We start from the raw sequence: 25,143 nt of genomic DNA, 5'->3' as shown, positions 1-25,143 counted from the left end.
GTCTCACAGAGTTAAACCCGGCGAAAGCCACTAATAGGAATAGAAAAAAGGAAGAGAGAGATGTGCATAGCGGGTCGATGCGCGACATGCACATCGACCCATAAGATTATTCTTGTAGGAGATCCCGACAGATCTGCGCCAGATCCGACTGCACCGCGGCCGCGGTCACCTCGCGACCGGCGCCCGGGCCACGGATGATCAGCGGATTGTCCTGGTAGAAATCGCTGCGGATCACGAAGACATTATCGCCCGGTGTCAGGTTGGCGTAAGGATGGCTGTTATCTACCCACTGGATCCCCACCTTGGCCTTGAGTTGCCCCTGGTCTGAATCCAATGAAGCCACATATCTGAGCACCTTATTCTGCTCGGCCGCGGCCTGATACTGCTGCAACATCTCACCGTCGAGATCCGCCATACGTTTGATGAAATCATCCAACGGGATCTCGGCCATATGCTTCGGCACCAGAGACTCCAGCTCGATATCATCCAGCTCTATGTCATAGCCTATCTCGCGGGCCAAAATCAGCAACTTACGCTGCATGTCCCGACCGGAGAGATCGTCGCGGGGATCCGGCTCGGTGCTCCCCAGCCCCTTGGCTTCCAGCACCAGCTCGGAGAAGGGTTTCTTGGCATCATAATGCTCAAACAGCCAGCAAAGGGTGCCAGAAAAAATACCGCCGACGGCCTCTATGCTATCACCGCTGTTATGCAGATCGTTCAGCGCGTGTTGCACGGGTAAGCCTGCACCGCAGCTGGCGTTGTAGCGCCAGAACAGACGACGATTGCCCAGTTGCTGTTTTAGCTCCTGGTAGAAGGCCAGCGGCCCAGAGCCCGCCAGCTTGTTAGCGCTGACGATATGAATGCCGCGGGCAAAAAATTCTGGATACTGCAGAGTCAGATCGGCGCTGGCACTAATGTCCAGGGCGATCAACTCATCGCAATTTAGCGCCTGCAACTGCTCGAACAGATGAGAGTACTGCCAAGCCGTGCCCCGCTCGTCGAACGCCTGTTGCCAGCTGTTGAGATCGATATCAGTCTCGCTGAGCAGGGCCTTCTTCGAACTCAGCAGTCCCACCAACTCGACGCTGACCTCCAGCTCCTTATTGAGCACGGGACGGGCACGCTTGAAGAGATCGATCCAGGCTTCGCCTATGTTGCCTATTCCCAGCAACAGCACACCGATACGCTTACGCGGACCGGCGCAGCGTCTATGCACCTTCTGGGTTAAGAGGTTCACCTGCGCCTTTGGCACCAGGGTCACCAGACTCAGGCCATCGTTGCACAGAGGGTGCGCCTCACGGCTCAGCAGGCGCGAGAAGCCGCGGCGATAGAGGCTGGCATCGGCGCTCACCAGAGCCACCAGGCCGAGGTCATCGCGAAGCTGTAACTCGTCTATGCCCAGCTCGCTGCGTTTGGCCTCGAAGATGGCCTGGGCCTGCTTCTGATTCTCATGGGTAAAGGCCAGCTCGGCGCGGCCATGGGCCAGTGACCAGTAGGCCAGCGGCGTCAAACCTGCCTGGGCGAAACAGGCCAGCAGCTGTGGCAGTTCGACCGCTATGGTCAGGCTAAACAGACTGACGCTGGACAGGCTGGTGACAACCGGGGCGCTGGCCGAGGAGCTCTTAGGCGCGATCAGGGTAAAATCGGTATGGGGCGCATAGCTTGAACGCACCGCCAGGCTAACCTCTGTATCGAACAGCGGCTGCAGGGTACGGTTGTGTAGCACGGGAGAGCCAAGGTGCGCCAGGCGGTTCGCCTCGGTGAGCGACATGCTCTTGAGCAACTTGGCATCGTTGATTCGGTTAGGGTCGGCGTTAAACACCCCCTCGACATCTGTCCAGATGGTGACGCGTTCGATATCGGCCAGGCTGGCCAGCAAGGTGGCACTAAAATCTGAGCCGTTACGGCCGAGCAACAGGGTATCGCCCTGCTCATTGGCGCAGATAAAGCCGGTGATCACCAGGCGCTCTTGAGGATGGGCCTCAAGCAGGGCCTGTACCTTCTGGCGCGACTCGCCGATTCGGATCTGCGGCACGGCACCTTCGTCGGCCACCAACAGGGTGCGGGAATCGACATCCGATGCGGCCACGCCAGATTCTCTCAGCAACGCCGCCAGCAGACGCGAAGACCAGCGCTCGCCGAAACTCACCACCTGGTTACGTTGATAGTCGTTAAGCTCATCGAGCGACAACAGGCTGCTAAGCTGCGACTTGTCGGTGGCTAGGCGCTCTCTCAGGCTGCGGGCCTGCTCGTTGGAGAGCAACTGTTCAATCAGGTTTTGCTGGTAACTCACCAGCACCTGCAACTCCTCTTGCCATAGCTGATTTGAGTCACACAGCTCCAGCAAGCGATATAAAAAATTGGTACTCTTACCCGCCGCCGACACCACGATCAAATCATCGCTGTGGCCATGAGTCAGTAAAATGTGAGCGACGCGGCGGTAACAATCTGCATCCGCTAAACTAGAACCACCAAATTTATGCAAATGACATCGTGTCATTTTATGCTCCTCAAACCCTTTAACTACTTACCGCGATAGCCGCTTCTAAACCGGCGAGTATATCTGCCACCAGATCCTCACCATCTTCAATCCCTACAGACAAGCGGATCAGGGTGTCTTTAACACCCGCTTCACGACGCGCCTCTGGGTCCATCGCTCTGTGGGTCATAGTCGCAGGTACTGCTACCAGACTCTCCACGCCCCCCAGACTCTCGGCTACCGAGAAGTATTGTAACGCATCTAAGAATGCAACGAGTGCCGAGTCACCACCATTTAACTCAAAACTGAGCATTGCACCAAAACCATTTTGCTGTTTAGCGGCGATCTCATGCCCCGGATGTTCGGCAAGGCCCGGATAATACACTTTTTTCACCGCCTGGTGGTCACACAGCACTGCCAATACCTTCTGGGCGTTGGCCTGATGTTCACGAATACGCACCGAGAGGGTTCTCAATCCCCTCAGAGTCAGGTAGCTGTCAAAGGCCGATCCTGTCAGCCCCAAAGTATTGGACCACCAGTGCAGTAACTCGCCGACCTCAGGGTCTTTAGCCACTACGGAGCCACCGACTACGTCGCTGTGACCATTAATATATTTGGTGGTCGAGTGCACCACAATGTCGGCGCCCAGCAACAAAGGTTGCTGCAAGATGGGAGACAAGAAGGTGTTATCTACCACCACTTGAGCGCCCACCTTATGGCTCGCCTGTGTAATGGCTTCAATATCAACCACTCTCAGCAGTGGGTTAGAAGGCGTCTCAAGCCACACCATCTTGGGCTGTTGTGATAGTGCTTGTTGCAACGCAACATCATCGGTTTGATCCACCACTGCTAGCTTAAAGGCGCCCTTCTTCGCTAGGTTGGTAAAGAGTCGATAACTGCCACCATAACAATCATGGGGCACCACCAGCAGATCCTCTGGTCCCAATAGACTGGTCACTAGGGTAATAGCCGCCATACCGGTACAAGTGATCACGCCAGTAGCCCCTTTTTCCAACTCGGCAATCGCATCACCGAGAATGGAGCGGGTCGGGTTACCGGAGCGGCTGTAATCGAACGCCCGCGGCTGTTGATGTCCTTCAAACGAGTAGTTTGTCGACAGATAGATAGGCGGTACCACGGCACCATGCTGCGTGTCTGACTCTATGCCTTGTCGTACGGAGGCGGTGGCTAATTTACGCTCTGTCATCTTCAACTCCTCAATTCGAATCTGGGCAGAGACCTCTAGCTAAAGAGATGTCTGGACGTCTAAATGTACCTAAGCCTGTGGGTAGCGTCAACAACTTTAGACGTTTAGACGTCCAAACATTTAGAAATCTATTTGCAATTACCAAAAATTCGAGGCAATAATTTGACTGTATTTTGTAAGGGTTTAAAATCTGCACCGAATTTGAGAATTTACAGGTGAGTCAATGACTGAGTGGAATGGCGATTATATCAGCCCCTATGCTGAACATGGTAAGAAGAATGAGCAGGTAAAGAAGATCACTGTCTCTATTCCTCTAAAGGTGCTTAAGGTATTAACCGACGAGCGCACTCGGCGCCAGGTCAATAACTTGCGTCACGCCACCAATAGTGAATTGCTCTGCGAAGCTTTCTTACATGCCTACACTGGCCAGCCACTGCCGCACGATGATGACCTGTCTAAAGATAAACCCGACAGCATTCCTGCAGAGGTGAAACGCCTAATGACGGAGATGGGCATTGAGTGGGAAGAGATGGAATAATCCATTCATACACGAATCGATAGAGGGATCGCTTAGCGATCCCTCTTTAGTTTTCAACTTTTATCTGGAACACCCCAGTGCCTGCACTTCCACTCGATCCACAGATCTTGGCACTCGCCTCGCTTATCGTCTTTGTCGGCGCCCTCACCCAGAGCCTTATCGGCTTTGGCATGGCGATAGTTGCCTCACCGTTACTTTATCTTATCGAGCCTTCATTGGTTCCAGCGCCCGTGATCTTAATGGGTTTCTCTATCGCGCTGCTGACCCTATTTCGTGAACGTGGTGCTTTGGAGTTCAAAGGGTTGCAATATGCCTTGTTAGGTAGAATCCCTGGTGGATTTATCGGCGCCGGTTTACTCTTGTTCGCCCCTCAAGCCATTCTGGGACTCACAATCTCCATCATAGTCGCGATTGCTGTAGTACTGAGCCTGCTCAGGGTTACCCTGGCGGTCAATCGACGCTCTCTCTTTAGCGCTGGCGTGATCTCGGGAATCTTCGGCAACATAGCTGCCATCGGCGGTCCGCCACTGGCTATCTTACTCTCGGGAAAAGACGCCAAGCAGTTTCGCGCTGCATTATCGGCCTTCTTTATCTTCAGCTCCATCATCGCCATGGTGATCTTAGGGCTGACAGGGCTACTTACCCCACAACACTTTTACTGCTCAGCCTTGCTCCTGCCCTCTGTGCTGCTTGGTTATCTGATGGCAAACCGACTCGTCGGACGCATCGACAAACAAAAGACCCGTGTGATGACTCTTATTCTCTGTAGCCTGAGTGCTTTCCTATTAGCTGCCAAGTCGATAACCAGTCTGCTATAAAATAGAAAAAACCAGCAAAATTGCCGGCTTTTCGATTATCATTGCCTTAGGCTAGAAATGATAGGAAGTTTGAATCACACCACCGAAGGAATCGTCACTGCCTACTGAACCAGTAAGATCTAAGTTAAACACGCGACCGATGGAAAAGCCTGTACCTAAGGTATAAATATTACTGCTGGTGTCTTTCATATCATGGCGGTAACCCAATCGAAGAGCGAACCAGTCTGTGGCTCTCATTTCACCACCGATGCGCCAATGCTGCGTTTCCCCCACCTCATCAAAACGCTTGTGTCCATTGAGATCCACATCAGACGTCAGACTGAATTTATCCCAATCATAGGCAACACCTAAGGTGTACAAGGCCTCGACGCGATAGGTAAACTGACGCCCCAAGGTCTCAACAGTATCGAGCTTCTGACTCAACAAATTGCGTCCCGACAGGCCTAATGTTAAGCCTTCTACTGGCTGCATGGCCACACCGATATCCAAATTAAACACACTGTCATCATTTCGATACTTGCTGTCATCAAAATCATCGGCATCGAAGTTGTTGGCACTCACCACATAATTATAGGTATCGATACGCTGCAGCTTGGGCGAAATACCGACGGCCACAGGCATGTTCACAATCGACAGCGGGAAGCTCAGGGCGACCCCGATCTCTGAAATAGCCCCGGCAACCACGGCCCCTTGAGAGTCCAGATCCGTCACCTGGGGCGGATTGTTGGGATCCAGATCGGTCAGGGTATCGATATCACTCTCCTCGATCACCGCCACGCTCACCGCATCGATATAGGTCTTATAAAAAATAGACATAGGCATGCGCTTGGTTGGCAAGACCACAGAAAACCCCAGGCCCACGCTGGCATAGGCATTTTCACCATCAAGGGATCTAAGATCGGCAACCAGCATGTCGCGATAATTGGTAATGCCCGCCACATCGCTGGCATTGATGGCCGCCTCTAGGCCGTCATAGGAGTCCTGCAGGGCATCGAACTTGTCGGTCAGGTTATCGACATCTGCCACCTCGGCACCGAGCACGGGCAACATCACCGCGTCGCCGGAATACTTGGGCGCATGAATGGCTAATAAGGCGGGGTTGATAAAGGCCGCACCCTCACGGTTTGAGGCCGCCACCCCGGTTCCGCCCATGGCATCACTGCGAGCCTCGTTGTAGAGAGAAGCGGCAGACGCCAGAGAAGCACTACCAGACAATAACACCGCGATGACCAAACTAAGGTATTTCATCTCATTCACCCTGTTCATTATTTTTGTTCTCACTCAGGAAGCTACCCGAGTCGTCTTTAAAGATAGACTAAGACAACAAAAAAGTGCGCTCCAAACCCGAGGTTTAAACACTTTTTTTTCAAACTATTTTGTCGCCCTACCCACACATATAAATCCTGTCGATTCGGTAGGCGGCCTTATCCCCTAAACAGACGCCTATGCAATACAAACACAACCAAAAATACCCATTTAGAGATAACTTAAATAATAAAGTGTGATCTTCCTTGGCACTTTTATAGCGATATCAGAAACACAGCGCACCAACCCAAAAAGAACAAAACCATTAAATTTCATCACTTTATAAAATATTCATTAGGTTTATATCCATGGTATTTTTATCAATTAGATTTTCCTCATGAAAGTAATCAACATCAAGTTTACAACTACTCCCTTTTGGTAAATTTTCCAACAAGAAACAAGCATTTTGTTTCAGGTTAATAAATCGCTCAGAGTAGCGATTAAGGAAAATGATGATGAAAAACGTTGCCAAAATAGCTACATGCTTACTCCTCGCCCTCACAGTTGGCGGACAAGCCTACGCCGTCGACGGTGGTAACCCTAAGAAAGGGAAACACCTGTATAAAAAAGAGTGCAAAGCCTGCCACAGCAAGGGCGATGCCGCCGGTGAACTGACCCCTATGAGCAAGACCATGAGCCAATGGGATCGTTACTTCAAACGTGACATGCATAAAGTAAAGCCGGAAGTCTTCGAGAAGCTCTCTGAAAAGGATCGTTTAGACATCCAACAGTTCCTCTATGACCATGCGGCCGACTCAGATCAGACAGACATGCGGTTAACCACGGACTTGTTATCGGTGCGCTCGTCAACAACCCCAACGAGCGCATAAGGAGAGATTCACATGCGTACTCTACTATCCATACTCATCGCAAATGCACTCGCCATCTCTGGCTCAGCCTATGCCGCCGATAGCGATGCACAAAAACTAGCCGAGCTTAAACAACAGCTTGCCGATCTCACCGAAGAGATTGAAGACATCAACAGTCGTGTCGACAAAAACGAACGTCATAGCGCGCTCGATAGAATTCAACTCACTGGCGATTTCCGTACCAAGGCCCATTCATTGCACTATCAAAATGTCACCTGGAACCCTGCAATCAAGGTCGACTTCAATGATTTTGGTGCAAAAGCCATGTCTGGTGCCTTTGGTATGCCCAACGATCCCAACTCCCCCTTGGGACAGATGATGCAGGCCAACCCGGAGCTGGCCGCCGCCTTCCAGAGTGGTATGCTGCAAGGCGTGATGCCCTACGTATTGGCGCCCAAGACCACTCAGGACATCAACAACGACATCTTCTACACCACACGCCTGAGACTAAACCTCAAGGCCAAGGTATGGGATAACGTCAACTTCGCCGGTCGTCTCAGTATGTATAAAAACTGGGGAGACTCTACCGGCGTGCAGGTGTTCGATTCCTGGCGTTCATTCACCATGGATGGCACCAACAGTGGTAACACCAGCGGTGACTGGCTCCGTGTAGAACGCGCCTACTTCGACTGGAAAAACATTGGTGGTTCAAAAACCTACCTATCTATCGGTCGCCGTCCTTCAACCTATGGCCCACCAACCCAATACCGTGAAAATGAGATGCGTGGCGGCACGCCATCGGGCCATCTGGTTAACTTCAACTTCGATGGTCTGACCCTGGGCTACAAACTGGGTGAGATCACTGGTATCGACGGTCAAGTGGTGCGTTTCTGTTATGGCCAGGGCTTCGAGTCACAGTGGGGCAACGGTGAGATGTTTGGCGATATCGTCACCAAAGACACCCACCTGGGCGGCTTTAACATCGACGCCATCAACGACGGCAACCACTTCCTGCAAATCACCCTATTTGGCGCCAAAGATATCAACGACGGCTTCAAGGGCACCATGGCCTTCCCCACACAGCTGGCCGGCATCTTCGCGCCGACCATGTACCAAGACATGCAGAAGTTCAGCAACTTCAACTTCCAGACCCGAGTACAGCCTAGCGGCGTGATCGGCGACATGTACCTGGGTGGCATAGGTTACGCCTACGAGAGCGATGAAGACTTCAAGGCCTTCGCCTCATTCGGCTGGACCCGCGCCGAAGGCAACGGTAACGCCGGTATGTTTGGTGGCATGCTTAGTGATGCGGTCTTCGAGGCACAACTCAATGCCGACGGCAGCGAGATCATCATGATGCCTAGCGCCGCCGACGAAGCCGACACCAAAGATGGTTACGGTATCTATGTGGGTATTCAGGTTCCGGCGCCATACGGCAAGTTCGGTCTGGAATACAACTATGGTTCCAAGTACTGGACACCATTCACCCAGGCCCAGGACGACCCTATCGGCAGCAAGCTGGCTACCCGTGGTCATGTGGCCGAGGCCTACTATATGTTTGATATCAACCCCAGGATATTTATCAAGCTCGCCGGTCTCTATTACGACTACGAATATACCGGCAGTGGCCCCCCTGTGGGCGCGCCGCAAAAAGTGGATGACGTGATCAATGGTTCGGCTTTCTCCATGTTGCCTGTGGTCGATACCGCCTATGACCTCAACGCCTCACTCGTCGTCAACTTCTAACTAAAATATCTCCCCCGGCCGCGGCCGGGGGTAGGGAATGCACCATGAAACACTCACTTTCTCTCACGGCGATGTTTGCCGCCGGAGTTCTCGGCCTGGCTAGCCTCAATGCCATCGCCGATACCCCCCCATAAGGAAGCCATTCAAGGCCCCTTCACTCAAGGCTCTCAGGTGACCGAGCAGTGTATCGAATGCCATGAAGATCACGCCAAAGACTTCATGAAGTCGTCTCACTGGACCTGGGAACTGGAACAGAAGCTCCCCGGCCGCACGGTAAAACGCGGTAAGAAAAACGCCATCAACAACTTCTGTACCTCAATCGCGGGTAACGAGCCCAGATGTACCAGTTGTCACGCCGGCTACGGCTGGAAAGACAACAGCTTCGACTTTAGCGATATGACCAAGGTCGACTGTCTGGTCTGTCACGACACCACAGGTACCTATATCAAGGATCCCGCCGGCGCCGGCGAGGCTCTGGCCAAAGTCAACCTTGAACGCGTGGCACAAAATGTCGGTATGCCGGTACGTGACAACTGCGGTACCTGCCACTTCTATGGTGGCGGCGACGCGGTCAAGCACGGGGATCTCGACTCCTCTATGGCCTATCCCGACAAGGCGACCGACGTACACATGGATACCGACGGCAATGACTTCCAGTGCCAGACCTGTCACACCACAGAGCAGCACCAGATCACGGGTAATGCCATGGGCGTATCGCCAGGCGGCGACAACGATATTGGCTGTGAAAACTGCCACGATAGCGCGCCACACGCCAACAAGCGTCTCAATACCCATACGGCAAGCGTCGCCTGTCAGACCTGTCATATTCCTTTCTTCGCCCGAAACGAACCCACTAAGATGAGCTGGGATTGGTCAACCGCAGGGAGCGATCAGGAGGAGACCGTCGACGAGTATGGCAAACACACCTTCATGAAGAAGAAAGGCAGCTTCGTCTGGGGCAAGATGGTTAAGCCGGAATACGCCTGGTACAACGGTAAGGCCGATGCCTACATGGTGGGCGACAAGATGGATCCGACTAAGGTCACTAAGCTCACCACGCCACAGGGTGATATCGCTGACAAGACTGCCAAGATCTATCCCTTCAAGGTGCATCGCGGCAAGCAGATCTACGACAAGAAGCAGAACATCTTTGTGACCGCCAAGGTCTATGGCAAAGGGGGTTACTGGAAAGAGTTCGACTGGGATAAGGCCGCCAAGCTCGGCATGGAGGCTAACCAGGCACTGGCCCAGCAAGGCATTAAGTACAGTGGCGAGCATGGCTTTGCCGAAACCGAGATGTGGTGGCGCATCAACCACATGGTTTCACCCAAAGATCAGGCGCTCAAGTGTAACGACTGCCACAACAAGGGCACACGTTTAGACTGGCAAGCCTTAGGCTACGACGGCGACCCAATGAAGAACAAGAAAGGCCCTAAACACGCTAAATAGTTTTCCCATCGTCATCTCCCTGCAGCAAAGAGGCCTGGTCCGCCAGGCCTCTTTTTTATCTCTTGTTCATCCAACACTAAAACATTAGCAAGTGACTATATATGCCCTCTATGCCCCCCTTTGTCCAAACCCTAGGGCCGGGTGTGACAACTTGTCTCACCCTCTTAGGCTAAATGGCCCATTTCTCCTCGGTTTGGCCCATAAAAGCCTACAAAAAACATGGCATTAATTTTGCCATGAAATGAGTGATGATTTCCCACGGCAAGTAATATGAGATGTAAAACCAAATTCTTTAACCATTTAAACCAACATATAGGAGAGTTCAGCGGCGCCTTCGCCGACCTCGGCACCTTTCTGCCACTAGTGCTTGGGCTGATCGCCATCAACCATTTCTCCCCTCAAGGGATCTTTATCGGGTTTGGCCTGTTCGCCCTATTTACTGCCTACTTCTACCGCAGACCCATTCCGGTACAACCCATGAAGGTGATCGCCGCACTGGTGATAGCCCAGGGCCTCACACCAGGCATGCTGCAGGCCAGTGGTATCTTGATGGGATTAATACTGCTATTACTCGCCTATAGCGGCGCCATTAGCTGGATGGCCAAACAGCTGTCACCGGCCGTGAGCATAGGCATACAGCTGGCCATCGGTCTGCAACTCATTTGGATGGGGGGTCAGATGATGAGCGGCACCTGGCTCATAGGTATCCTGGCGTTTAGTGCCCTGTTTATGAGCCGCTTTATGCCACTCTCCTACCTGGCCATGCCTTTGGTCTTAGGTCTCGGCGTCCTGTGGCAGGTCAACCAAGGCTCGGCGCCAAGCTTCACCCTCTCTGCCACATCGGATTGGCAGCTAGGCTGGCCCAACGCTGACGAGTGGCAATCTGCCGCCCTGCTGCTGGTCTTGCCGCAGCTGGCTTTGACCCTCACCAATGCGGTGATCGCCACCTCGGCCATGGCCAGTGAAAAGTTTCCCCAAGATGCCTTGGTCGATAGCAAACGCTTTGCGCCAAGGCGCTTAGCCACCAGCTCGGGCTGGGCAAATCTGCTGCTGGCACCTCTGGGAGCCACGCCTATGTGCCATGGCGCGGGCGGTCTGGCGGTGCAATACCACTTTGGCGCCAGAAGCTGGCGTGCCCCTGTGCTGTTCGGTACCTGCTGCCTGCTGATCGCCCTGTGTTGGGGTGACACTATCGCCGAGGTACTCTCGCTGATCCCCTTGGCGATCCTCGGAAGCCTGCTGGCGATTGCCGGCCTGCAACTGGCCTGGTCGAAACGCTTTCTCGATGGCAAACCCTTCTGCATCTTTGTGATCTTAGCTACCGCCGCCGTCTGCCTAACCATTAATACCGCCGCCGGACTCGCCGTCGGCGTAGTATTGGAGATGGGCCGCAGGCAATGGCACCTGATCTCAGATCTCAGGCATTAAGGCTATCGCCTAAGGTGTAAGAGTTAACCCGCAGCAGGATAGTCGATATAGCCTGCTGCGCCGCCGCCAAACAGTGGCCCCTTGTCGAAGTTTGCCAGCGGCAGCTTATGTTGCAGTCGATAAGGCAGATCTGGATTGGCGATGAAGGGCCGGCCAAAGGCCACCATATCCGCATAACCTTGGCTCAATACCTCGCTGGCGCTCGCCAGATCATAACGTCCGGCCACTATGATGCTGCCGTGAAACTGGTTACGCAGCTGTCCCCTGAAAGACTCGGGGATCTGCGGCGCATCATCCCAGTCGGCCTCCGACAGGTGAAGATAGGCAATGCCCATGTTCGAAAGATGCTTAGCCGCAATCAAAATGGTATCGACAATCTCGGGGCAGTTCATGTCTTTGAATGTCACGAAGGGAGCAAGGCGCACGCCAACCCGCTCGGCGCCTATTCTATCGCTGACGGCCGCAACCACCTCCAACAGAAAGCGAATCCGCCGACCGACATCACCACCATAGGCATCGCGGCGCTTGTTAGAGTTGGTACGCAGGAACTGATCGATGAGATAACCGTTGCCTCCATGGATCTCCACCCCATCGAAGCCTGCCGCAACCGCATTAACGGCCACCTCGGCAAAGTCGCCGACCACGCGATCGATATCCTCTTGTGTCATCTCCCTTGGCTGCGGACAATCGACCATCTGCCCCTCGGGGTGTTGCTCATCCACTACCCAAACCTGGGTGCCCTCTGGCTTGATGGCCGAGGGTGCCATGGGCGCGTCGCCCCCCTGAAAGACGGGATGTGACACCCTGCCCACATGCCAGAGCTGATTGAAGATCTTGCCGCCCGCACTGTGCACCGCATCAGTCACCTGACGCCAGCCGTCGATCTGCGCCTGGGTATAGATACCCGGGGTAAAAGAGTATCCCTGACTATCGTCGGAGATTTGGGTCGCCTCGGTGACAATGAGCCCCGCCGAGGCGCGCTGAGCATAATAAGTCGCCATCATCTGGTTGGGCAGATTACCGGGCTGACTGGTACGCGAGCGGGTCATGGGCGCCATGACAATACGGTTGGCCAAGGTATGCTGGCCCATCTGGTAGGAGTTAAAGAGTTTCATCGGGTTTCCTTATGCCGACAACTGGCGGCAATTACATTCAAGTTGTTCGATGAAACAGAGTTTATTACCCGTTACATAATTTGATAATTGGGCTAGTATTGAAATCATTTTCAAAAAATTTTTGATATGTATCATCTCAAAGATCTGCAACTGGCGATCCGCATCGCCGACCTGCACAGCGTATCGGCCGCCGCCCGCGAGCTGGGCATGACACCTGCCTCCGCCAGCGCCGCCCTGCAGCGCCTGGAACATAAACTCAACTGCCAGCTATTTGCTCGCTCGACCCGCAACATGCAGCTCACCGAGGAGGGAAAGACCTTCATCGAAACCGGACGTCAGGCGCTCAATCTATTGCAAAACGCCAGCGATGCACTGGCCGATAACCGCGGCGAGCTCAGGGGTGAGCTGCGTATCGCCCTGCCCTCAGATCTCGGTCGCAACCGCGTCAGAGGCTGGCTGGACGAGCTAGCGGCCCAGGCGCCCGACTTGACCCTGCGCCTCTATTTTGGCGATCAGATGGAAGACCTCATCGCCCAGAATGTCCATCTGGCGTTGAGGTACGGTGAACTGCCAGACTCCTCCCTGATGCGTCGGCAACTTGCACGTATGCACAGGGTGGCAGTCGCCGCCCCGGACTACTTAGCACGACATGGCCGACCCAGCCATCCCCAGCAGCTAAGCCAACATAAGATCTTGCTGCTCAACCGGGGCAACACCCCATGGCACAAGTGGCACTTTGCCGACAAACAAGCACCGCTGGAGGTAGAGCTTACGGGGATTAAGAGTTGCAACGACGGCGCCGTCATCAAGGAATGGGCACTCGCCGGTGAAGGAATCGCCTACAAGAGTTGGTTCGATGTGGCTCAAGAGGTAACAGAGGGCAGGCTCGAACTCCTGCTGACAGATTATCTGGCCGAGCCGATCCCGCTACAGCTCACCTACCTGCAGACAGATTATCCCAGCCATAAGGTCCGCACCTGTATCGAGTTTCTGAAGATGAAATGCCAGGCGTTCGACAGCCGCTATCCGCTAACTAAACCCTAGAAAGATAAGACCTAAAGCCTCGACACGAAAACGCCGACCCAGATACAGATCTAAGGGTCGGCGTTATTCAAACCGAGTGAGTTAAGAGCAGTTAGTAACCCGTACGACTCACTGCGGGCCAATGCTTATCGACCTCTTGCTTGATGAAGGCCTGCTTGCCTTTGGTCAGCTTTTCCAGTTCGATGCCCACCGCCTGCTGCGCCGCCTCCTTGCTGGAGATATCGGGATAGCTCACCTCGCTGACAGACAACATGCTCAGGATCTCCGCAAGGGCACTACGCGCATATTCGACCTGCTTAATCGCCGTATCCAGCAGGGCGTTAGCCTCCTGAGGGTTATGGGCATAGCTGCCGTGGGACGACATGGCAAAGTCCCAGCGCCACTGGGCATGGCGAATCGCCATGATGGCATCGTTCATGATGGCCCAGCTTGCACCGGCATCCCAGGCGGCACCGGCCTCGTAGTGGGCCTTGACCAGCAACTGCTCTACACGTCGCGCCTTCTCGGCAATCTGCGACTTGGCCGAGTTCAGCTGCTTCATCAGCGTCTGTTTACTCTCGTGGCAGCCCTGACACACGGCGTCATAGTTTGGCAGCGCCTTGCCCACCTGATGGTTGGTATAGGCTTTGCCCTCGCTATCTGTGGCCGCAGGCATGTGGCAGGTCACACAGGTCACACCCGCCTTGGCATGTTCGCTGCGCCTCCAATGCTCAAACTCTGGATGGCGCGCCTTGAGAATAGGCGTCTTGGAGATGGGATGGATCCACTCGTAGAAACGGCGGGTATCATAATACTTTTCAATCAGATCCGCGCTGCTGCCGAAGATCCAGGGGATGTTGACCTTGTTGCTGCGCTCCGGCTGGAAATAATAGGTCACATGGCACTGGCCGCACACCTGAGCCCCCTTCATCGCCTCATCTTGCTTGTCGAACGGAAGATGCACCTTAGCCATGGCGTCGCGGGCGTGGGGACGGGGCAGGGTCAAGGCCGCCTTGCCCTTGACGTGACAGTCGCTGCAGTAGACGACACTGTTCATCTCGCTACCAAGATCGGTGAAGTTTTTCGCCGAGAAGCCTTCGACGCCCAGCTCATCGATGAGCCTCGGCACATCCGGCGACTTACAGGTCCAGCAGCTCGCCGACAGCCCCTTCTTGCCATCCGCAGGCGGTACGCCGGTGCGCAGTGTATGGGTCACGTCCGCCACCGCAAACTGATGTCCCCTGGGGCTGTGATACTCCTTGGCGTAGGCAGATCCCACCCAGAGTATGATGGCGGCAGGATAGCTGGCCAACATGTCGCTACGCGCCGCCTGGGTAGAGGTCGCCTGCCAGCTGGCATATTGATTGGGATACTTGGCCTGCATCGCCTCTGGGCTCACATCCGCCGCCAGGGCGGGGCTCAATGCAAGGGAACTCAGGCCGCACCAGCCCAGTAGATTCAGTGCGATGGAGGTTAATTTCTTCATACGCGTTTGCAACTCCTTAATAGCTTTCACCGTCACGGTTATCCCGGACGTCCGTCGACTCTGGGCCGGGTTAAAATGGAGGCATAGCACCAGACAAACCAGCCAAAGGCCAGGCTCCAGCAGCTACCGGCTATCCAGAGCCATAGTTCGCTGTGGGCGGGAAACCACAAGGGCATCACGGCCCGGCACAGGGCCGCCAGGGTGATCGCCAGAAAGGCCGGCGCCATCTTGGGTCCCTGATAGATGTTACGACTGGTATGCCCAAGGGAGACGCGGGAGATCATCGACAGACAGAGCCCCGCCATGGTGCCTATGGCAAACAGGTGCAAAAGATGACGATAGGCGTTTTCATCAGCTATGTTCCAGGCAATGGCCGCCAGGGTTAACGGCAGACACAGATAGGCCAGCTGCAACGACCAGAGCATAGGCTCCTTCAGCGTCTTGTGAGGCAACCAGCGACTCCAGCGCAGCAGATGCGCAAGCGCCGTCACCGCCAGCAAGGCCTGCTCGGCGCCGAGTGGTAGATATTGAGTGATGCCCTGAATAATCAATAGGATCATCAGGCCGATCAGACTCAGATCCAGCGCCTGAATAGGCTCGGGCTTGGGCTGCTTGATCCGCACCGCGGTAAAGAAGGGGATCACCCGCCCGCCGACGATAGTGATCAGCAGCCCCAGCCACCAGAGCATGCCCTGCCATATATGGTGGCTCAGCACAAAGTCGCGCTGACTCAGGGCGTAATAGCTCAGCAGGTTAATGCCGGTCGCCACCAGCAACATGATGGGAAAGCCTATGTTGCGCCACTGTTTGACCCGGTAGATACAGACCCAGAGCTTGGCGGCGCTGAGCAACAGAAACAGGCTGTCAAACAGCGCAGGTAACCAGACGGGCAGCTCTAGCGGCGCCAATAAGAGCACGCGCGCCAGCAACCAACAGGCAAACACTATCGCGAGCGGCCAGCCCTTGAGGCTGGGTTGATTGGTCCAGGTCTGTACCGAGGTCAGCAAGAAGCCACAGACGATCGCCATGGCAAAGCCAAACAGCAACTCGTGGGGATGCCACCAAAGCGGCACCACCTTCACCCAAAACTGGGATCTCAGCAGGCTCATCTCGGGCAAATACCAGGTCACCAGCCACAGCGGCACATAGAGGGCCGCCAACAGAGCACCGCCCAGGAAGAAGGGTCTGAACCCCAGGCGCCAAATCGCCGGCGTCTTGTCGACCACTTTAGGATCATCAATATTAAGCATCTGCAGCGCCTCGGCCTGAATGAGTAGTTAAACAAACATCTTGAATATCGCTTTAATGCTGCCAGTCTACTCAGAGGGCATATGACGGACAATGGATATTCGAACCGAACAAAAGAAGTGTGAACCAGATAGGTAAAATAGGCTATGATGTTGTTTTTAAATACCTCTTTAGAGGCGTACTGACATCTGGCACAGAGAAGGATAAGACAGGTGAGATCTTTACACACAGACTCTTTGGCCGCATTGCACGCCTACCTGAAAACGCAGCAGGCGGTACTCTTGTTATTTGGCGCTCCCGACTGCGGCGTCTGTCACAGCATTAAACCCAGGCTGAAACAGCTACTCGAGACCGAGTATCCCAAGATGCAGCTTTGTTATATCGACTGTGCAGAACAGGGCGAGATCGCCGCCGCCCACCGAGTCTTTACCCTACCCGTTGTTGAACTCTACTTTCACGGCCAGCCCTTCGAGCGTTTCATCAAGGTCTTCTCTATGGCCGAGGTGAGAGAGGCGATCGCTCGCCCCTATCAACTGCTGGACTGACGGGCCTAACTCAGGGGGCGAAAGCCGCTATAGGAGGCAGATACCTGTTCAGCCTGGGCTGACTCAGGCTTTTGTAGCAAGCTTGATACCTCAGGCTTAGGCTCATGACCGCCGCAACCACATCCGCCCTCGGCCGAACCACAGCCACCACCTTCAGCGCAACAACCACCCTTATTGGCGTGATTGAGCGACGCCCTTCCCTGTGAGGCATCAACCAGACGACGCTCCAGCAGCTGCGTCTGATCCAGCAACACTTCGATACTCTCGGCGTTATCGCCCTGGCTGGCGCCAATCCCTGCCGCCAGCAACTTACCCAGCATGCGCTCGCCGATATGCTGCACTATCACTATGTCTGTCTTCTGCGCCTTGATTAGACTCAGCAGCTCGCTCTTGGCACGACAACCACCGCCTTCTAAGGCCGGATTGTCGAAACTAGTGATCAGCTGGTGATATTCGTTGAAGAAGCCGATACGCTGCGCCTTGGTAAAATGCGCCGCCAGACGGCCCCTGCTCATGGGCATAGCTATTATCATGATGATTCCTTAGGATTCGATGTCGGTAATTTGATGGCCTGCCCCTGCGTGATGGCCTTTGCCACCTTGTGACGGGCACTCGCCAGCAGATTGCCGAAGGTCTGGCGCGAGATCCCCATAGACGCAGCCGCCTCCAGTTGACTGAGCCGCTGCACATCGCCGAGCGCCAAGGCCTCAAACTCGTCGGCCTCAAGCTGAACTTGCTCTAGCTCCACACTGGGGATCCCATTGGGTTTAAACAGGCTACAGGGCGGACGACACTGCAGATGACGACATTTTTTGGGTCTTGGCATGACCATTACCTTCATCGATTACATAGCAAGACGTTCAGTCGCACCCTCCACGACGCAATATTAAGGCTGCGGCGAGGACAAGCTGAACACGAGTTATTGGCCTAAGCCAATAACTCGATTTTGGGTCATCTCATCGATGAAAACTGAGGGGCGAGTCACACTGGGTTGTATTCGTAAAGCCTTAAAAACAAAAAGGCGAACCACCTTTAACAGTGATTCGCCTCCAGCCATAACCGCCTATCAATTACAGCGCGTGCTGCTTATTCAATACTCGCTTGCTCATCTCGCCGGCATCGATACTTTTAAACTTTGGCGTCAGGTATTCGCGGGCCATCTCGACACGCTGTGCAAACTCACTCTGATTCACCACGTCCTCATCCACCACCATCAACTTAGCCTTGGCCTGCCACTTCTTAATGGTCTTGGCCGACTTGATGGGATCGATAGGTAAGATCTGCACATGGGCCTGATTCCATCCCATGTCCACATCATATTCGACCACATACTCCTTGCCCGCCTCGACCTCGGCTTCCAGCACAGAGTAACGCTCGGAGAGTGAGACGAAAGTATGCTTGCCTGGCGTGACTCTCACCTGAAAATAGGTGCCCGCCTTGGTGCTACCCACATAGCCGTTTTCCGACCAGATATCGAAAGGCACTTCACCGATCAGGGTCTCCATACGATAGAAGTTGATCACTGCCGTCTCGGCATCGGGCTTAATAGGCTCAACACCCGGTTTCATCACGGGGAAACCCAGCAAGGCAGGGTTAGCCATCAGGTTATCGTAAGCATCGTTGTTTCGCGGCGCGCCGATATCTTTGGCCTTCTTGGTCTGCATGATCATGGAAACACCGAGATCCCGTTCGACCTCCTTCATCTTACCCGTGGTGTAATCTATGCTCAGGTACACAGTCTCACCGGGACGATTATCCACACGGCTATAACCGAACCCCACCAAGCCCTGCACCAAATGCACAGAGTTCAGCCCGGTTGCCAGCTTCAGCAAGGTATGGCTGCCGTTGGAGAGATCGGCAACCACATCTTTGTTGGCCGCCACCCAGGCTCCGCGGGCACCGCCCTGAAAGTTAGCGCCGCGGATCACATAGACGAAGGTTTACTCCTGAGTCGGTGTCGCCTCAGGCTTAAACTGACTCACCAACTCGGGGTCAACCATATAAGAGGTGGCACAACCCGTTGTCAGCCCTAATAGGAGGACTCCTAAAATTAGTGAAAAATGTTTTTGTATCTTGTAGTTAGTCACGATTTTTGTTCCCTCAAAAAAAAGAAACTAGAAGCTACTGCTACAACTAAAGACTGTCAACAAAAATACAACAAATGTATTAGGCGGCGCCAAATATCCAGATAAGCCTACTCCTGTGCGGCCATGCGCCGTGCCAGGGTAAAGCTGTCATCCATGGTGCGGGCATATTCCACCTGGCCGCGACGCTTACGGATCCCCGCCCGTCTGAGCTTGAGCAGCATACGTGGCTGCAGGTTGTTGATGATGAGCCCCACCCGCTTGGCCGAGAGATCTTGGGCGATCGACTCCATGGCGACGATGGCGCTCATATCCAGCAGCGTCACCTCCGACATATCCAGAATCACTACCCGCACATCGGGGCGCACCAGGGCGATGGTCTTGAGCGCCTTGTGGGCCGAGCCAAAAAACAGCGGACCGTTGATGTCATACACCACCACGCTATCAGGTACCTGGTAGGCCTGATGATTGGTCTCCACGGCTCTGGCATCGGTCAGGCTGATGCTGCGGCGAATAAACAACATGGCCGCCAAGCCCATGCCCACCGCCACCGCAATGGTCATGTCGAACAGCACGGTCAGGGCGAAACAGAGCAGCAGAATCAGCACATCGTCCCTCGGCGCCACCTTGAGGGTACGGGCAAAGTGTTTGGCCTCGCTCATGTTCCAGGCGACCACCAGCAGCAACGCCGCCATCGAGGCCATGGGAATATAGGACAGCAGCGGCGCCAGCAGGAGGATCCCCGCCAGAATAAACAGGCCATGTACCACAGAGGCCAGCGGCATGCTACCCCCGGCCTTGACGTTGGCCGCGGTGCGGGCGATGGCCGCCGTCGCCGGAATACCGCCAAACAGAGGAACCAGCATGTTACCCAGCCCCTGGCCGATCAGCTCATCATTGGGATTATGTTTCTTGCCCGACATGCCGTCAGCCACCACGGCGCACAGCAGGGATTCCAGCGCCCCGAGTATGGCGATGGTAATGGCCGAGGGCAGCAGTTCGCGCACCAGCTCGAAACTCATGCCGATAGGCTGGCCATCGGCGCCCGGCAGGTTCCAGGGCCACTCGAAGCTCGGCATGATAGGAGGAATACCGCTGCCCAGCACGCCGTCCAGTTCATAGTGAAAGCGACTGCCTATGGTCGCCACCGAAAAATCACCAAGCATTTGGGTCATGATCCAGGCGAACAGGGCGCCGACTAACAGCGCCGCCAGATGCGCCGGTACCTTTGACTTGAGCCTGGGCCAGGCCAACAGCACGGCTAGGGTTAAGCCGCCCACCAGCGTCTCTTGCCAATTGATGCTGGTCAGCGCCTGGGCGATGTAAGAGAGTTTCTCCAGATAGTGTTCACCACCGGCGGCCACCTCTAGGCCAAAGAAGTCCTTGATCTGAAAGGTGGCGATCACCACACCTATGCCTGCAGTAAAACCGACGGTAACCGGATAGGGCACTATCTCGATCAACTTACCCAGCTTACCCAGCCCCATCAGCAGCAGTATCACCCCGGCCATCAGGCCGCTAAGCAACAATCCCCCCAGACCAAACTGCTGCACTATGGGCAGCAGAATCACCACAAAGGCCGCCGTCGGCCCCGAGATGTTGACCTTAGAGCCGCCACACAGGGCGATCACTATGCCGGCGATCATCGCCGTGTAGAGGCCGTGCTGAGGCGGCACGCCACTGGCGATCGCCAGGGCCATTGAGAGTGGCAGGGCAATCACCCCCACGGTCAATCCCGCCAATATATTTGTCTGTATCTCCTGAGTAGAAGGTTTAGCGCTGATGCTTTTCTTGAGTGCTGATAACATTTTGATCCCGATGAAATAATGCTAGCGGCCGCAACACAATAGCGGACATCTGAGTGTAACGAGTCGAGATCAAGGCTTGTCTGCGCTTGGCAAAAAATGGCAAGTCGTGAGGTGACGATACACCTGAATGTCTGTGAGCCCTAAGGCTGGACAGCTAAGCAAGGTATGCCAGTATGACCACAAGGTGGATACGAGCATTTATTCTAAACCCTGCGAGGGCACCAAGGTAAGGGGCAAAACAAAAAATTTGCTTCGCCTTTGGTCGAAGATCCCTAACGATATTCGACCAAAGGCCACAAATTGTGACTCGCCCCCCTTGAGCCGACGCGGCATTTGACGCATGCTATCCGGCCCGGGGGCTGTCGCCCCCGGATTCCGTTCGGATGAAGGTAGCAGGAGAGTGGGGAGTCAACCCCACACCGACGAGGCAAGTTTGTCGCCAGGCGTTATCGGCGAGAAACCACTCTTTCAGGTGCCATAGTATGGCGTGGACTGTTACTGGACGAGCCTCTGGAGAGACTGTGAGCCCAGGATAATCCCTGGGTATTACGGCGCCGAAGGCGAAAGTGCAGCCCCACTTGGCTGCGCGAAACGCTCAGGCAAAAGGACAGAGGAGAGGATGACTGTCGCGGTTATAGCCATGGCTATATTCAGTCACTGTTGTTTGTCGCTTTTAGCTTGTTGGTGCACGCCAATGGCTCGCAGACGTCGGTCTCCACACAGACATTTCTTTTCCTCCTCCATATTTAGGGTCTGCTGACCTTTTCTGTTTGTTTTTTGCAGCAGTTTGTAGGTGATTTATACAAGGCAGAGCCGGTGTGGTGTAGTAACTCTACACAAACTGGCGATAACGCAGTTGAAATAGCCTACAAACGCTGCCCGGAGGGTTCATCTAAACGCACCCTGCTCATTGTTGTACGCAAATTACATAGCTCACTATGTCGCATTGCTTACGCCTTGATCAGAACGCGTTTAGATTGAACAAAAATCAAACCATAAAGGCCAACAGACCCTTGAGTTTAATATTCGAGGAACATCATGAATTTTCACGCGTTACTAAGCGAGATCAACGCCATCGTCTGGGGCCCTATCACCCTCTGCCTGTTAGTCGGCACGGGCCTCTATCTCACGCTGCGTTTGCGGCTCATCCAGATCTTCAAGCTGCCACTGGCGCTCAAACTGCTGTTTAAACCCGCCAGCGGCCAGGGCGATCTCTCCTCCTTCGCCGCCCTGTGCACTGCCCTGTCGGCCACCATAGGCACGGGCAATATCGTCGGCGTGGCCACCGCCATCAAGATCGGCGGCCCAGGCGCCCTCTTCTGGATGTGGCTGGCGGCCTTCTTCGGCATGGCGACCAAGTATGGCGAGTGTATGCTAGCGCTCAAGTATCGCACCACAGATACACGCGGCAATATCGCCGGCGGCCCCATGTATTACATAGAACGCGGACTAGGTCTGGGTTGGCTGGCCAAGCTGTTTGCCCTATTCGGCGTAGGCGTGGCCTTCTTCGGCATTGGCACCTTTGCCCAGGTCAACGCCATCAGTGATGCCATGACCATCGCCTTTCATGTGCCTGCCTGGGTAACGGCGCTGGTGCTCACCCTATTGGTGGCGGCTGTCACCCTGGGCGGCGTCAAGCGGATTGCCAAGGTGGCACAGAAACTGGTGCCCAGCATGGCCCTGGGCTATCTGCTGGCGTGCTTATGGATCCTATTCACCTTTAGCGACCAGATAGTTCCGGCGCTGCAGCTGGTGATCCACTCGGCCTTCAGCCCCATCTCGGCCGCCGGCGGCTTCCTCGGTGCCACGGTCGCCCAGGCGATTCAGATAGGTATCGCCCGCGGCGTCTTCTCTAACGAGTCGGGGCTGGGCAGTGCCCCCATAGCGGCGGCCGCCGCCAAGACCAAGGAGCCGGTCGAACAGGGACTGGTGAGCATGACGGGAACCTTCTTCGATACCCTGCTTATCTGCACCATGACCGGCCTGGTGCTGATCATCACAGGGGTCTGGAGCGGCGATGCAGCTGGCGCGGCCATGACCAGCGCCGCCTTCGCCACCGGTGGCTCTGCCCTCATAGGCCAATACCTGGTGACCATCGCCCTGGTCTGCTTCGCCTTCACCACCATACTGGGCTGGCACTACTATGGTGAGCGCTGCTGGTACTATCTCACGGGGCAGAAACTGGGCGAACACGGCATAAAGATCTATCAGTTTATCTTTCTGAGTCTCATCGCCCTGGGCGCCTTTATTCAGCTGGATCTTATCTGGCTGCTGGCCGATACCGTCAACGGCCTGATGGCGATTCCCAACCTCATCGCCCTCATCGGCCTGCGTAAGGTGATCATCAGCGATACGCTCAGCTATTTCGCCGCCAGAGAGCGCCAAGGTGAACAACAGGAGCTGACCGCCTGATCTCTCATTCGTGATCGTTCGCCGAGGGCGGCGATCACAACAAGTCGACAAAAGCTGATCGAGATCAAATACCCGAGTAATTTAATCAAGTACTCTGTGGCCACTTAATCGAGATAACAGGAGTATTTATGAGTTGTTGTGGCGGATGCGGCGGACAGGCCGAAAAACCGAAACAGGAAGAGACCAATCAAGACAAGGCTAGCCAGCAGGAGGCCAAAACGGATCAGGCTAAGGATTAGGCACCATCTCACCCTCCCTACACCACTGCATCAAAAAGCCGGCTCTCATCACCGGCTTTTATTTTGCTAACGTCTATCCACCGCCCCTGGTCGCAAGGGCCTGTTTGCTAACGCCTTAGCTTAAGGTAAAGCTCACCATCGCGGATCTGCAGGTCCTCGACGCCATCGGCGAAGGTGGTCCAGAAGCCGCGATCACCAAACTCCCCCACCAGATTGACGTTCTTCATGTTGCCCAGCCAGGCGTTGGGAATCGGCACGCCCATCAGGCTGACGCCGACAAGCGCCACCACCGGGCGACGAGCCGAATCCAGGTGGATATCCAGCCCGGCGTTCACCCGCAGGATCTCACCGGCCATGACGGGAAAATCCTGTGGAATGGGAATTAAGATCTTGGCACTGGCTAGGTTGTCGGAGAAATCGATCGCCACTCGCTCGGCAAAGTCCGGATTACGGCCTATCATGGCGTTGACCTCCTTCTCGCTAAAGGTCACCTGCCTGTCGGCGTCGCGCTCGCGATAGGGCTCGGGCTCAAGCTTACCCGCCCCGCCGTGGCGATCGTCTTTGCGCTCCACCTGCCAGCCCAGCTGCGACAGCTTGCTGTCCAGCCGCTGCTCCTCCTTCGCATTGAGGGTCACAGGGGTAAAGGGCGAGGGAAAAATATAGGTCTTGATGATAAAGAAGCTGGCCACCGCGGTCAGCACCATGGTCAGGAGCACGATCATGAAGATCTGCATGCCACTAAAACCTCGCTGACGATGAATCGCCAATCTAGCATTAAACGTATTAGCCAAGATCACACCTTCCTTTGCCCACCCATCAACAAAGGCTGGGCGCATAGAGTCATTTCTTGCAGGCTATGGTACTTCGGCCAAGGGCAGAAAGAAACCAGAGGCACAGACCAGGGTTTATTCACCACAAATCGATACCCTGACAAGATTAAACTCCTCGCCTCGCAAGCTAGGGGCGCTTGCCATTTGTTGCTTGTAATTCAATTTATTAGCCTATGCTTAATTTTGCCCACCAGCACCAAACGCGTTTAGATTAAACATAATTTAAATCCGAAAGCTAAACTTGTAGTGGCATAGTGAATTTGGCCACCTGAATAGACGAAGTGATAGACTCACTTCCAGAGAAAAGGTGGTAGAAATGAAGAACACAAGACCGACATTCAGTGCAGAGTTCAAATTAGAAGCTGCGCAGCTGGTAACGAAACAGGGATACAGCATAACTGAGGCTGCAAGCGCGATAGGCGTCAGTAATTCAGCCATGCGTAAATGGGTAAACCAGCTTCGACAGGAGCAGCAAGGCGTATCCCCCAAAGGCGCACCGCTCACCCCCGAACAACAGCGGATCCGCGAGCTAGAAAAGAAAATCCGCCGCATTGAAGAAGAGAACACCATCCAT

At 54.7% G+C, this 25,143-nt stretch carries 20 protein-coding genes, 1 pseudogene and 2 riboswitches; of the genes and pseudogenes, 10 read left to right on the top strand and 11 right to left on the bottom strand.

Annotated features, from left to right (window positions below):
* Positions 1–106: 106 nt before the first annotated feature.
* Both L1D47_RS11010 and metB read right to left on the bottom strand, forming a co-directional pair.
* Positions 107–2,500 carry a bifunctional aspartate kinase/homoserine dehydrogenase II gene (locus L1D47_RS11010; protein WP_239884836.1) on the bottom strand — a complete coding sequence of 798 codons (2,394 nt, stop codon included), beginning with the start codon at positions 2,498–2,500 and terminating at the stop codon, positions 107–109.
* 19 nt (positions 2,501–2,519) lie between these two features.
* On the bottom strand, positions 2,520–3,686 hold the full coding sequence (gene metB / locus L1D47_RS11005; protein ID WP_239884834.1) for a cystathionine gamma-synthase: 1,167 nt from the start codon (positions 3,684–3,686) through the stop codon (positions 2,520–2,522).
* 223 nt (positions 3,687–3,909) lie between these two features.
* On the opposite strand from metB, the gene metJ reads away from it, so the two are divergent.
* Both metJ and L1D47_RS10995 read left to right on the top strand, forming a co-directional pair.
* A complete protein-coding gene (metJ, locus tag L1D47_RS11000; protein ID WP_033538801.1) occupies positions 3,910–4,224 on the top strand; it encodes a met regulon transcriptional regulator MetJ in 315 nt (104 codons plus the stop codon).
* A 77-nt stretch (positions 4,225–4,301) separates the two neighbouring features.
* Positions 4,302–5,042, top strand: a complete 741-nt coding sequence (locus tag L1D47_RS10995) for a sulfite exporter TauE/SafE family protein (RefSeq protein WP_239884832.1) — start codon at positions 4,302–4,304, stop codon at positions 5,040–5,042.
* Between the two features lie 51 nt (positions 5,043–5,093).
* Here L1D47_RS10995 and L1D47_RS10990 read toward each other — a convergent pair whose 3' ends face one another.
* On the bottom strand, positions 5,094–6,290 hold the full coding sequence (locus L1D47_RS10990) for a conjugal transfer protein TraF (RefSeq protein WP_239884831.1): 1,197 nt from the start codon (positions 6,288–6,290) through the stop codon (positions 5,094–5,096).
* Positions 6,291–6,799: 509 nt separating this feature from the next.
* On the opposite strand from L1D47_RS10990, the pseudogene L1D47_RS10985 reads away from it, so the two are divergent.
* The 4 genes and pseudogenes from L1D47_RS10985 (at position 6,800) to L1D47_RS10970 (ending at position 11,779) form a co-directional block, all read left to right on the top strand.
* Positions 6,800–7,127, top strand: a pseudogene (locus L1D47_RS10985) (cytochrome c).
* A gap of 62 nt (positions 7,128–7,189) precedes the next feature.
* Positions 7,190–8,902 carry a DUF3373 domain-containing protein gene (locus tag L1D47_RS10980; RefSeq protein ID WP_239884828.1) on the top strand — a complete coding sequence of 571 codons (1,713 nt, stop codon included), beginning with the start codon at positions 7,190–7,192 and terminating at the stop codon, positions 8,900–8,902.
* Positions 8,903–9,010: 108 nt separating this feature from the next.
* Positions 9,011–10,351, top strand: a complete 1,341-nt coding sequence (locus L1D47_RS10975; protein ID WP_239884826.1) for a tetrathionate reductase family octaheme c-type cytochrome — start codon at positions 9,011–9,013, stop codon at positions 10,349–10,351.
* Between the two features lie 270 nt (positions 10,352–10,621).
* The gene (locus L1D47_RS10970) at positions 10,622–11,779 is read left to right on the top strand and encodes a putative sulfate/molybdate transporter (RefSeq protein WP_239884824.1); all 1,158 of its coding nucleotides are present in this window, start codon (positions 10,622–10,624) and stop codon (positions 11,777–11,779) included.
* A gap of 23 nt (positions 11,780–11,802) precedes the next feature.
* On the opposite strand, the gene L1D47_RS10965 is transcribed toward L1D47_RS10970, so the two are convergent.
* Positions 11,803–12,894, bottom strand: coding sequence for an alkene reductase (locus tag L1D47_RS10965; protein WP_239884823.1), 1,092 nt, complete (start codon positions 12,892–12,894; stop codon positions 11,803–11,805).
* Between the two features lie 126 nt (positions 12,895–13,020).
* Here L1D47_RS10965 and L1D47_RS10960 point away from each other — a divergent pair, with 126 nt between their 5' ends.
* Positions 13,021–13,938: a LysR family transcriptional regulator gene (locus L1D47_RS10960; RefSeq protein ID WP_239884821.1), complete on the top strand. Its 918-nt coding sequence runs from the start codon at positions 13,021–13,023 to the stop codon at positions 13,936–13,938.
* Positions 13,939–14,029: 91 nt separating this feature from the next.
* Here L1D47_RS10960 and L1D47_RS10955 read toward each other — a convergent pair whose 3' ends face one another.
* Together L1D47_RS10955 and L1D47_RS10950 are read right to left on the bottom strand one after the other, a co-directional pair.
* On the bottom strand, positions 14,030–15,403 hold the full coding sequence (locus L1D47_RS10955; protein WP_239884819.1) for an ammonia-forming cytochrome c nitrite reductase subunit c552: 1,374 nt from the start codon (positions 15,401–15,403) through the stop codon (positions 14,030–14,032).
* A gap of 38 nt (positions 15,404–15,441) precedes the next feature.
* On the bottom strand, positions 15,442–16,653 hold the full coding sequence (locus tag L1D47_RS10950; protein ID WP_239884818.1) for an NnrS family protein: 1,212 nt from the start codon (positions 16,651–16,653) through the stop codon (positions 15,442–15,444).
* 210 nt (positions 16,654–16,863) lie between these two features.
* On the opposite strand from L1D47_RS10950, the gene L1D47_RS10945 reads away from it, so the two are divergent.
* Entirely contained in the window at positions 16,864–17,196 is a 333-nt protein-coding gene (locus L1D47_RS10945) for a thioredoxin family protein (RefSeq protein ID WP_235375410.1), read from the top strand.
* Positions 17,197–17,201: 5 nt separating this feature from the next.
* Here the strand turns inward: L1D47_RS10945 and L1D47_RS10940 are convergent, their stop codons facing one another.
* The 4 genes from L1D47_RS10940 to dauA all read right to left on the bottom strand — a co-directional run bounded on the left by L1D47_RS10940 (position 17,202) and on the right by dauA (position 21,088).
* Positions 17,202–17,729 carry a NifB/NifX family molybdenum-iron cluster-binding protein gene (locus tag L1D47_RS10940; protein WP_239884817.1) on the bottom strand — a complete coding sequence of 176 codons (528 nt, stop codon included), beginning with the start codon at positions 17,727–17,729 and terminating at the stop codon, positions 17,202–17,204.
* Entirely contained in the window at positions 17,726–18,022 is a 297-nt protein-coding gene (locus L1D47_RS10935) for a DUF134 domain-containing protein (protein ID WP_041510917.1), read from the bottom strand. Before L1D47_RS10935 ends, L1D47_RS10940 begins: the two co-directional genes overlap by 4 nt.
* 244 nt (positions 18,023–18,266) lie before the next feature.
* Positions 18,267–19,079 (bottom strand): DUF2846 domain-containing protein, encoded by an 813-nt coding sequence (locus tag L1D47_RS10930; protein ID WP_239884815.1) that lies wholly within the window; start codon positions 19,077–19,079, stop codon positions 18,267–18,269.
* 311 nt (positions 19,080–19,390) lie between these two features.
* Positions 19,391–21,088 carry a C4-dicarboxylic acid transporter DauA gene (gene dauA, locus L1D47_RS10925; RefSeq protein WP_239884813.1) on the bottom strand — a complete coding sequence of 566 codons (1,698 nt, stop codon included), beginning with the start codon at positions 21,086–21,088 and terminating at the stop codon, positions 19,391–19,393.
* A 383-nt stretch (positions 21,089–21,471) separates the two neighbouring features.
* Positions 21,472–21,587, top strand: a riboswitch (glycine riboswitch).
* A 1-nt stretch (position 21,588) separates the two neighbouring features.
* Positions 21,589–21,709: riboswitch (glycine riboswitch) on the top strand.
* 417 nt (positions 21,710–22,126) lie between these two features.
* Here dauA and L1D47_RS10920 point away from each other — a divergent pair.
* Positions 22,127–23,500, top strand: coding sequence for a sodium:alanine symporter family protein (locus tag L1D47_RS10920; RefSeq protein ID WP_239884811.1), 1,374 nt, complete (start codon positions 22,127–22,129; stop codon positions 23,498–23,500).
* A 346-nt stretch (positions 23,501–23,846) separates the two neighbouring features.
* Here L1D47_RS10920 and L1D47_RS10915 read toward each other — a convergent pair whose 3' ends face one another.
* Positions 23,847–24,473: an arginine N-succinyltransferase gene (locus L1D47_RS10915; RefSeq protein WP_239884861.1), complete on the bottom strand. Its 627-nt coding sequence runs from the start codon at positions 24,471–24,473 to the stop codon at positions 23,847–23,849.
* 412 nt (positions 24,474–24,885) lie between these two features.
* Here L1D47_RS10915 and L1D47_RS10910 point away from each other — a divergent pair.
* Positions 24,886–25,143 (top strand): transposase (locus L1D47_RS10910; RefSeq protein ID WP_239884809.1); only part of this gene is annotated, 258 nt, incomplete at its 3' end.

Source organism: Shewanella sp. Isolate7 (assembly GCF_022398425.1).
In the GTDB taxonomy this organism is placed as follows: Bacteria; Pseudomonadota; Gammaproteobacteria; order Enterobacterales; family Shewanellaceae; genus Shewanella.
The sequence above is the reverse complement of the archived record's forward strand: the minus strand, read 5'-3'. Positions and strand labels throughout refer to the sequence as shown.

What these genes read in the sequence shown, in the direction of transcription:
- L1D47_RS11010 (WP_239884836.1), bottom strand. Translation starts at nt 2,500, where the DNA reads ATGACACGATGTCATTTGCATAAATTTGGTGGTTCTAGTTTAGCGGAT.
- metB (WP_239884834.1), bottom strand. Translation starts at nt 3,686, where the DNA reads ATGACAGAGCGTAAATTAGCCACCGCCTCCGTACGACAAGGCATAGAG.
- metJ (WP_033538801.1), top strand. Translation starts at nt 3,910, where the DNA reads ATGACTGAGTGGAATGGCGATTATATCAGCCCCTATGCTGAACATGGT.
- L1D47_RS10990 (WP_239884831.1), bottom strand. Translation starts at nt 6,290, where the DNA reads ATGAAATACCTTAGTTTGGTCATCGCGGTGTTATTGTCTGGTAGTGCT.
- L1D47_RS10980 (WP_239884828.1), top strand. Translation starts at nt 7,190, where the DNA reads ATGCGTACTCTACTATCCATACTCATCGCAAATGCACTCGCCATCTCT.
- L1D47_RS10975 (WP_239884826.1), top strand. Translation starts at nt 9,011, where the DNA reads ATGCCATCGCCGATACCCCCCCATAAGGAAGCCATTCAAGGCCCCTTC.
- L1D47_RS10970 (WP_239884824.1), top strand. Translation starts at nt 10,622, where the DNA reads ATGAGATGTAAAACCAAATTCTTTAACCATTTAAACCAACATATAGGA.
- L1D47_RS10965 (WP_239884823.1), bottom strand. Translation starts at nt 12,894, where the DNA reads ATGAAACTCTTTAACTCCTACCAGATGGGCCAGCATACCTTGGCCAAC.
- L1D47_RS10960 (WP_239884821.1), top strand. Translation starts at nt 13,021, where the DNA reads ATGTATCATCTCAAAGATCTGCAACTGGCGATCCGCATCGCCGACCTG.
- L1D47_RS10955 (WP_239884819.1), bottom strand. Translation starts at nt 15,403, where the DNA reads ATGAAGAAATTAACCTCCATCGCACTGAATCTACTGGGCTGGTGCGGC.
- L1D47_RS10950 (WP_239884818.1), bottom strand. Translation starts at nt 16,653, where the DNA reads ATGCTTAATATTGATGATCCTAAAGTGGTCGACAAGACGCCGGCGATT.
- L1D47_RS10940 (WP_239884817.1), bottom strand. Translation starts at nt 17,729, where the DNA reads ATGATAATAGCTATGCCCATGAGCAGGGGCCGTCTGGCGGCGCATTTT.
- L1D47_RS10935 (WP_041510917.1), bottom strand. Translation starts at nt 18,022, where the DNA reads ATGCCAAGACCCAAAAAATGTCGTCATCTGCAGTGTCGTCCGCCCTGT.
- dauA (WP_239884813.1), bottom strand. Translation starts at nt 21,088, where the DNA reads ATGTTATCAGCACTCAAGAAAAGCATCAGCGCTAAACCTTCTACTCAG.
- L1D47_RS10920 (WP_239884811.1), top strand. Translation starts at nt 22,127, where the DNA reads ATGAATTTTCACGCGTTACTAAGCGAGATCAACGCCATCGTCTGGGGC.
- L1D47_RS10915 (WP_239884861.1), bottom strand. Translation starts at nt 24,473, where the DNA reads ATGCAGATCTTCATGATCGTGCTCCTGACCATGGTGCTGACCGCGGTG.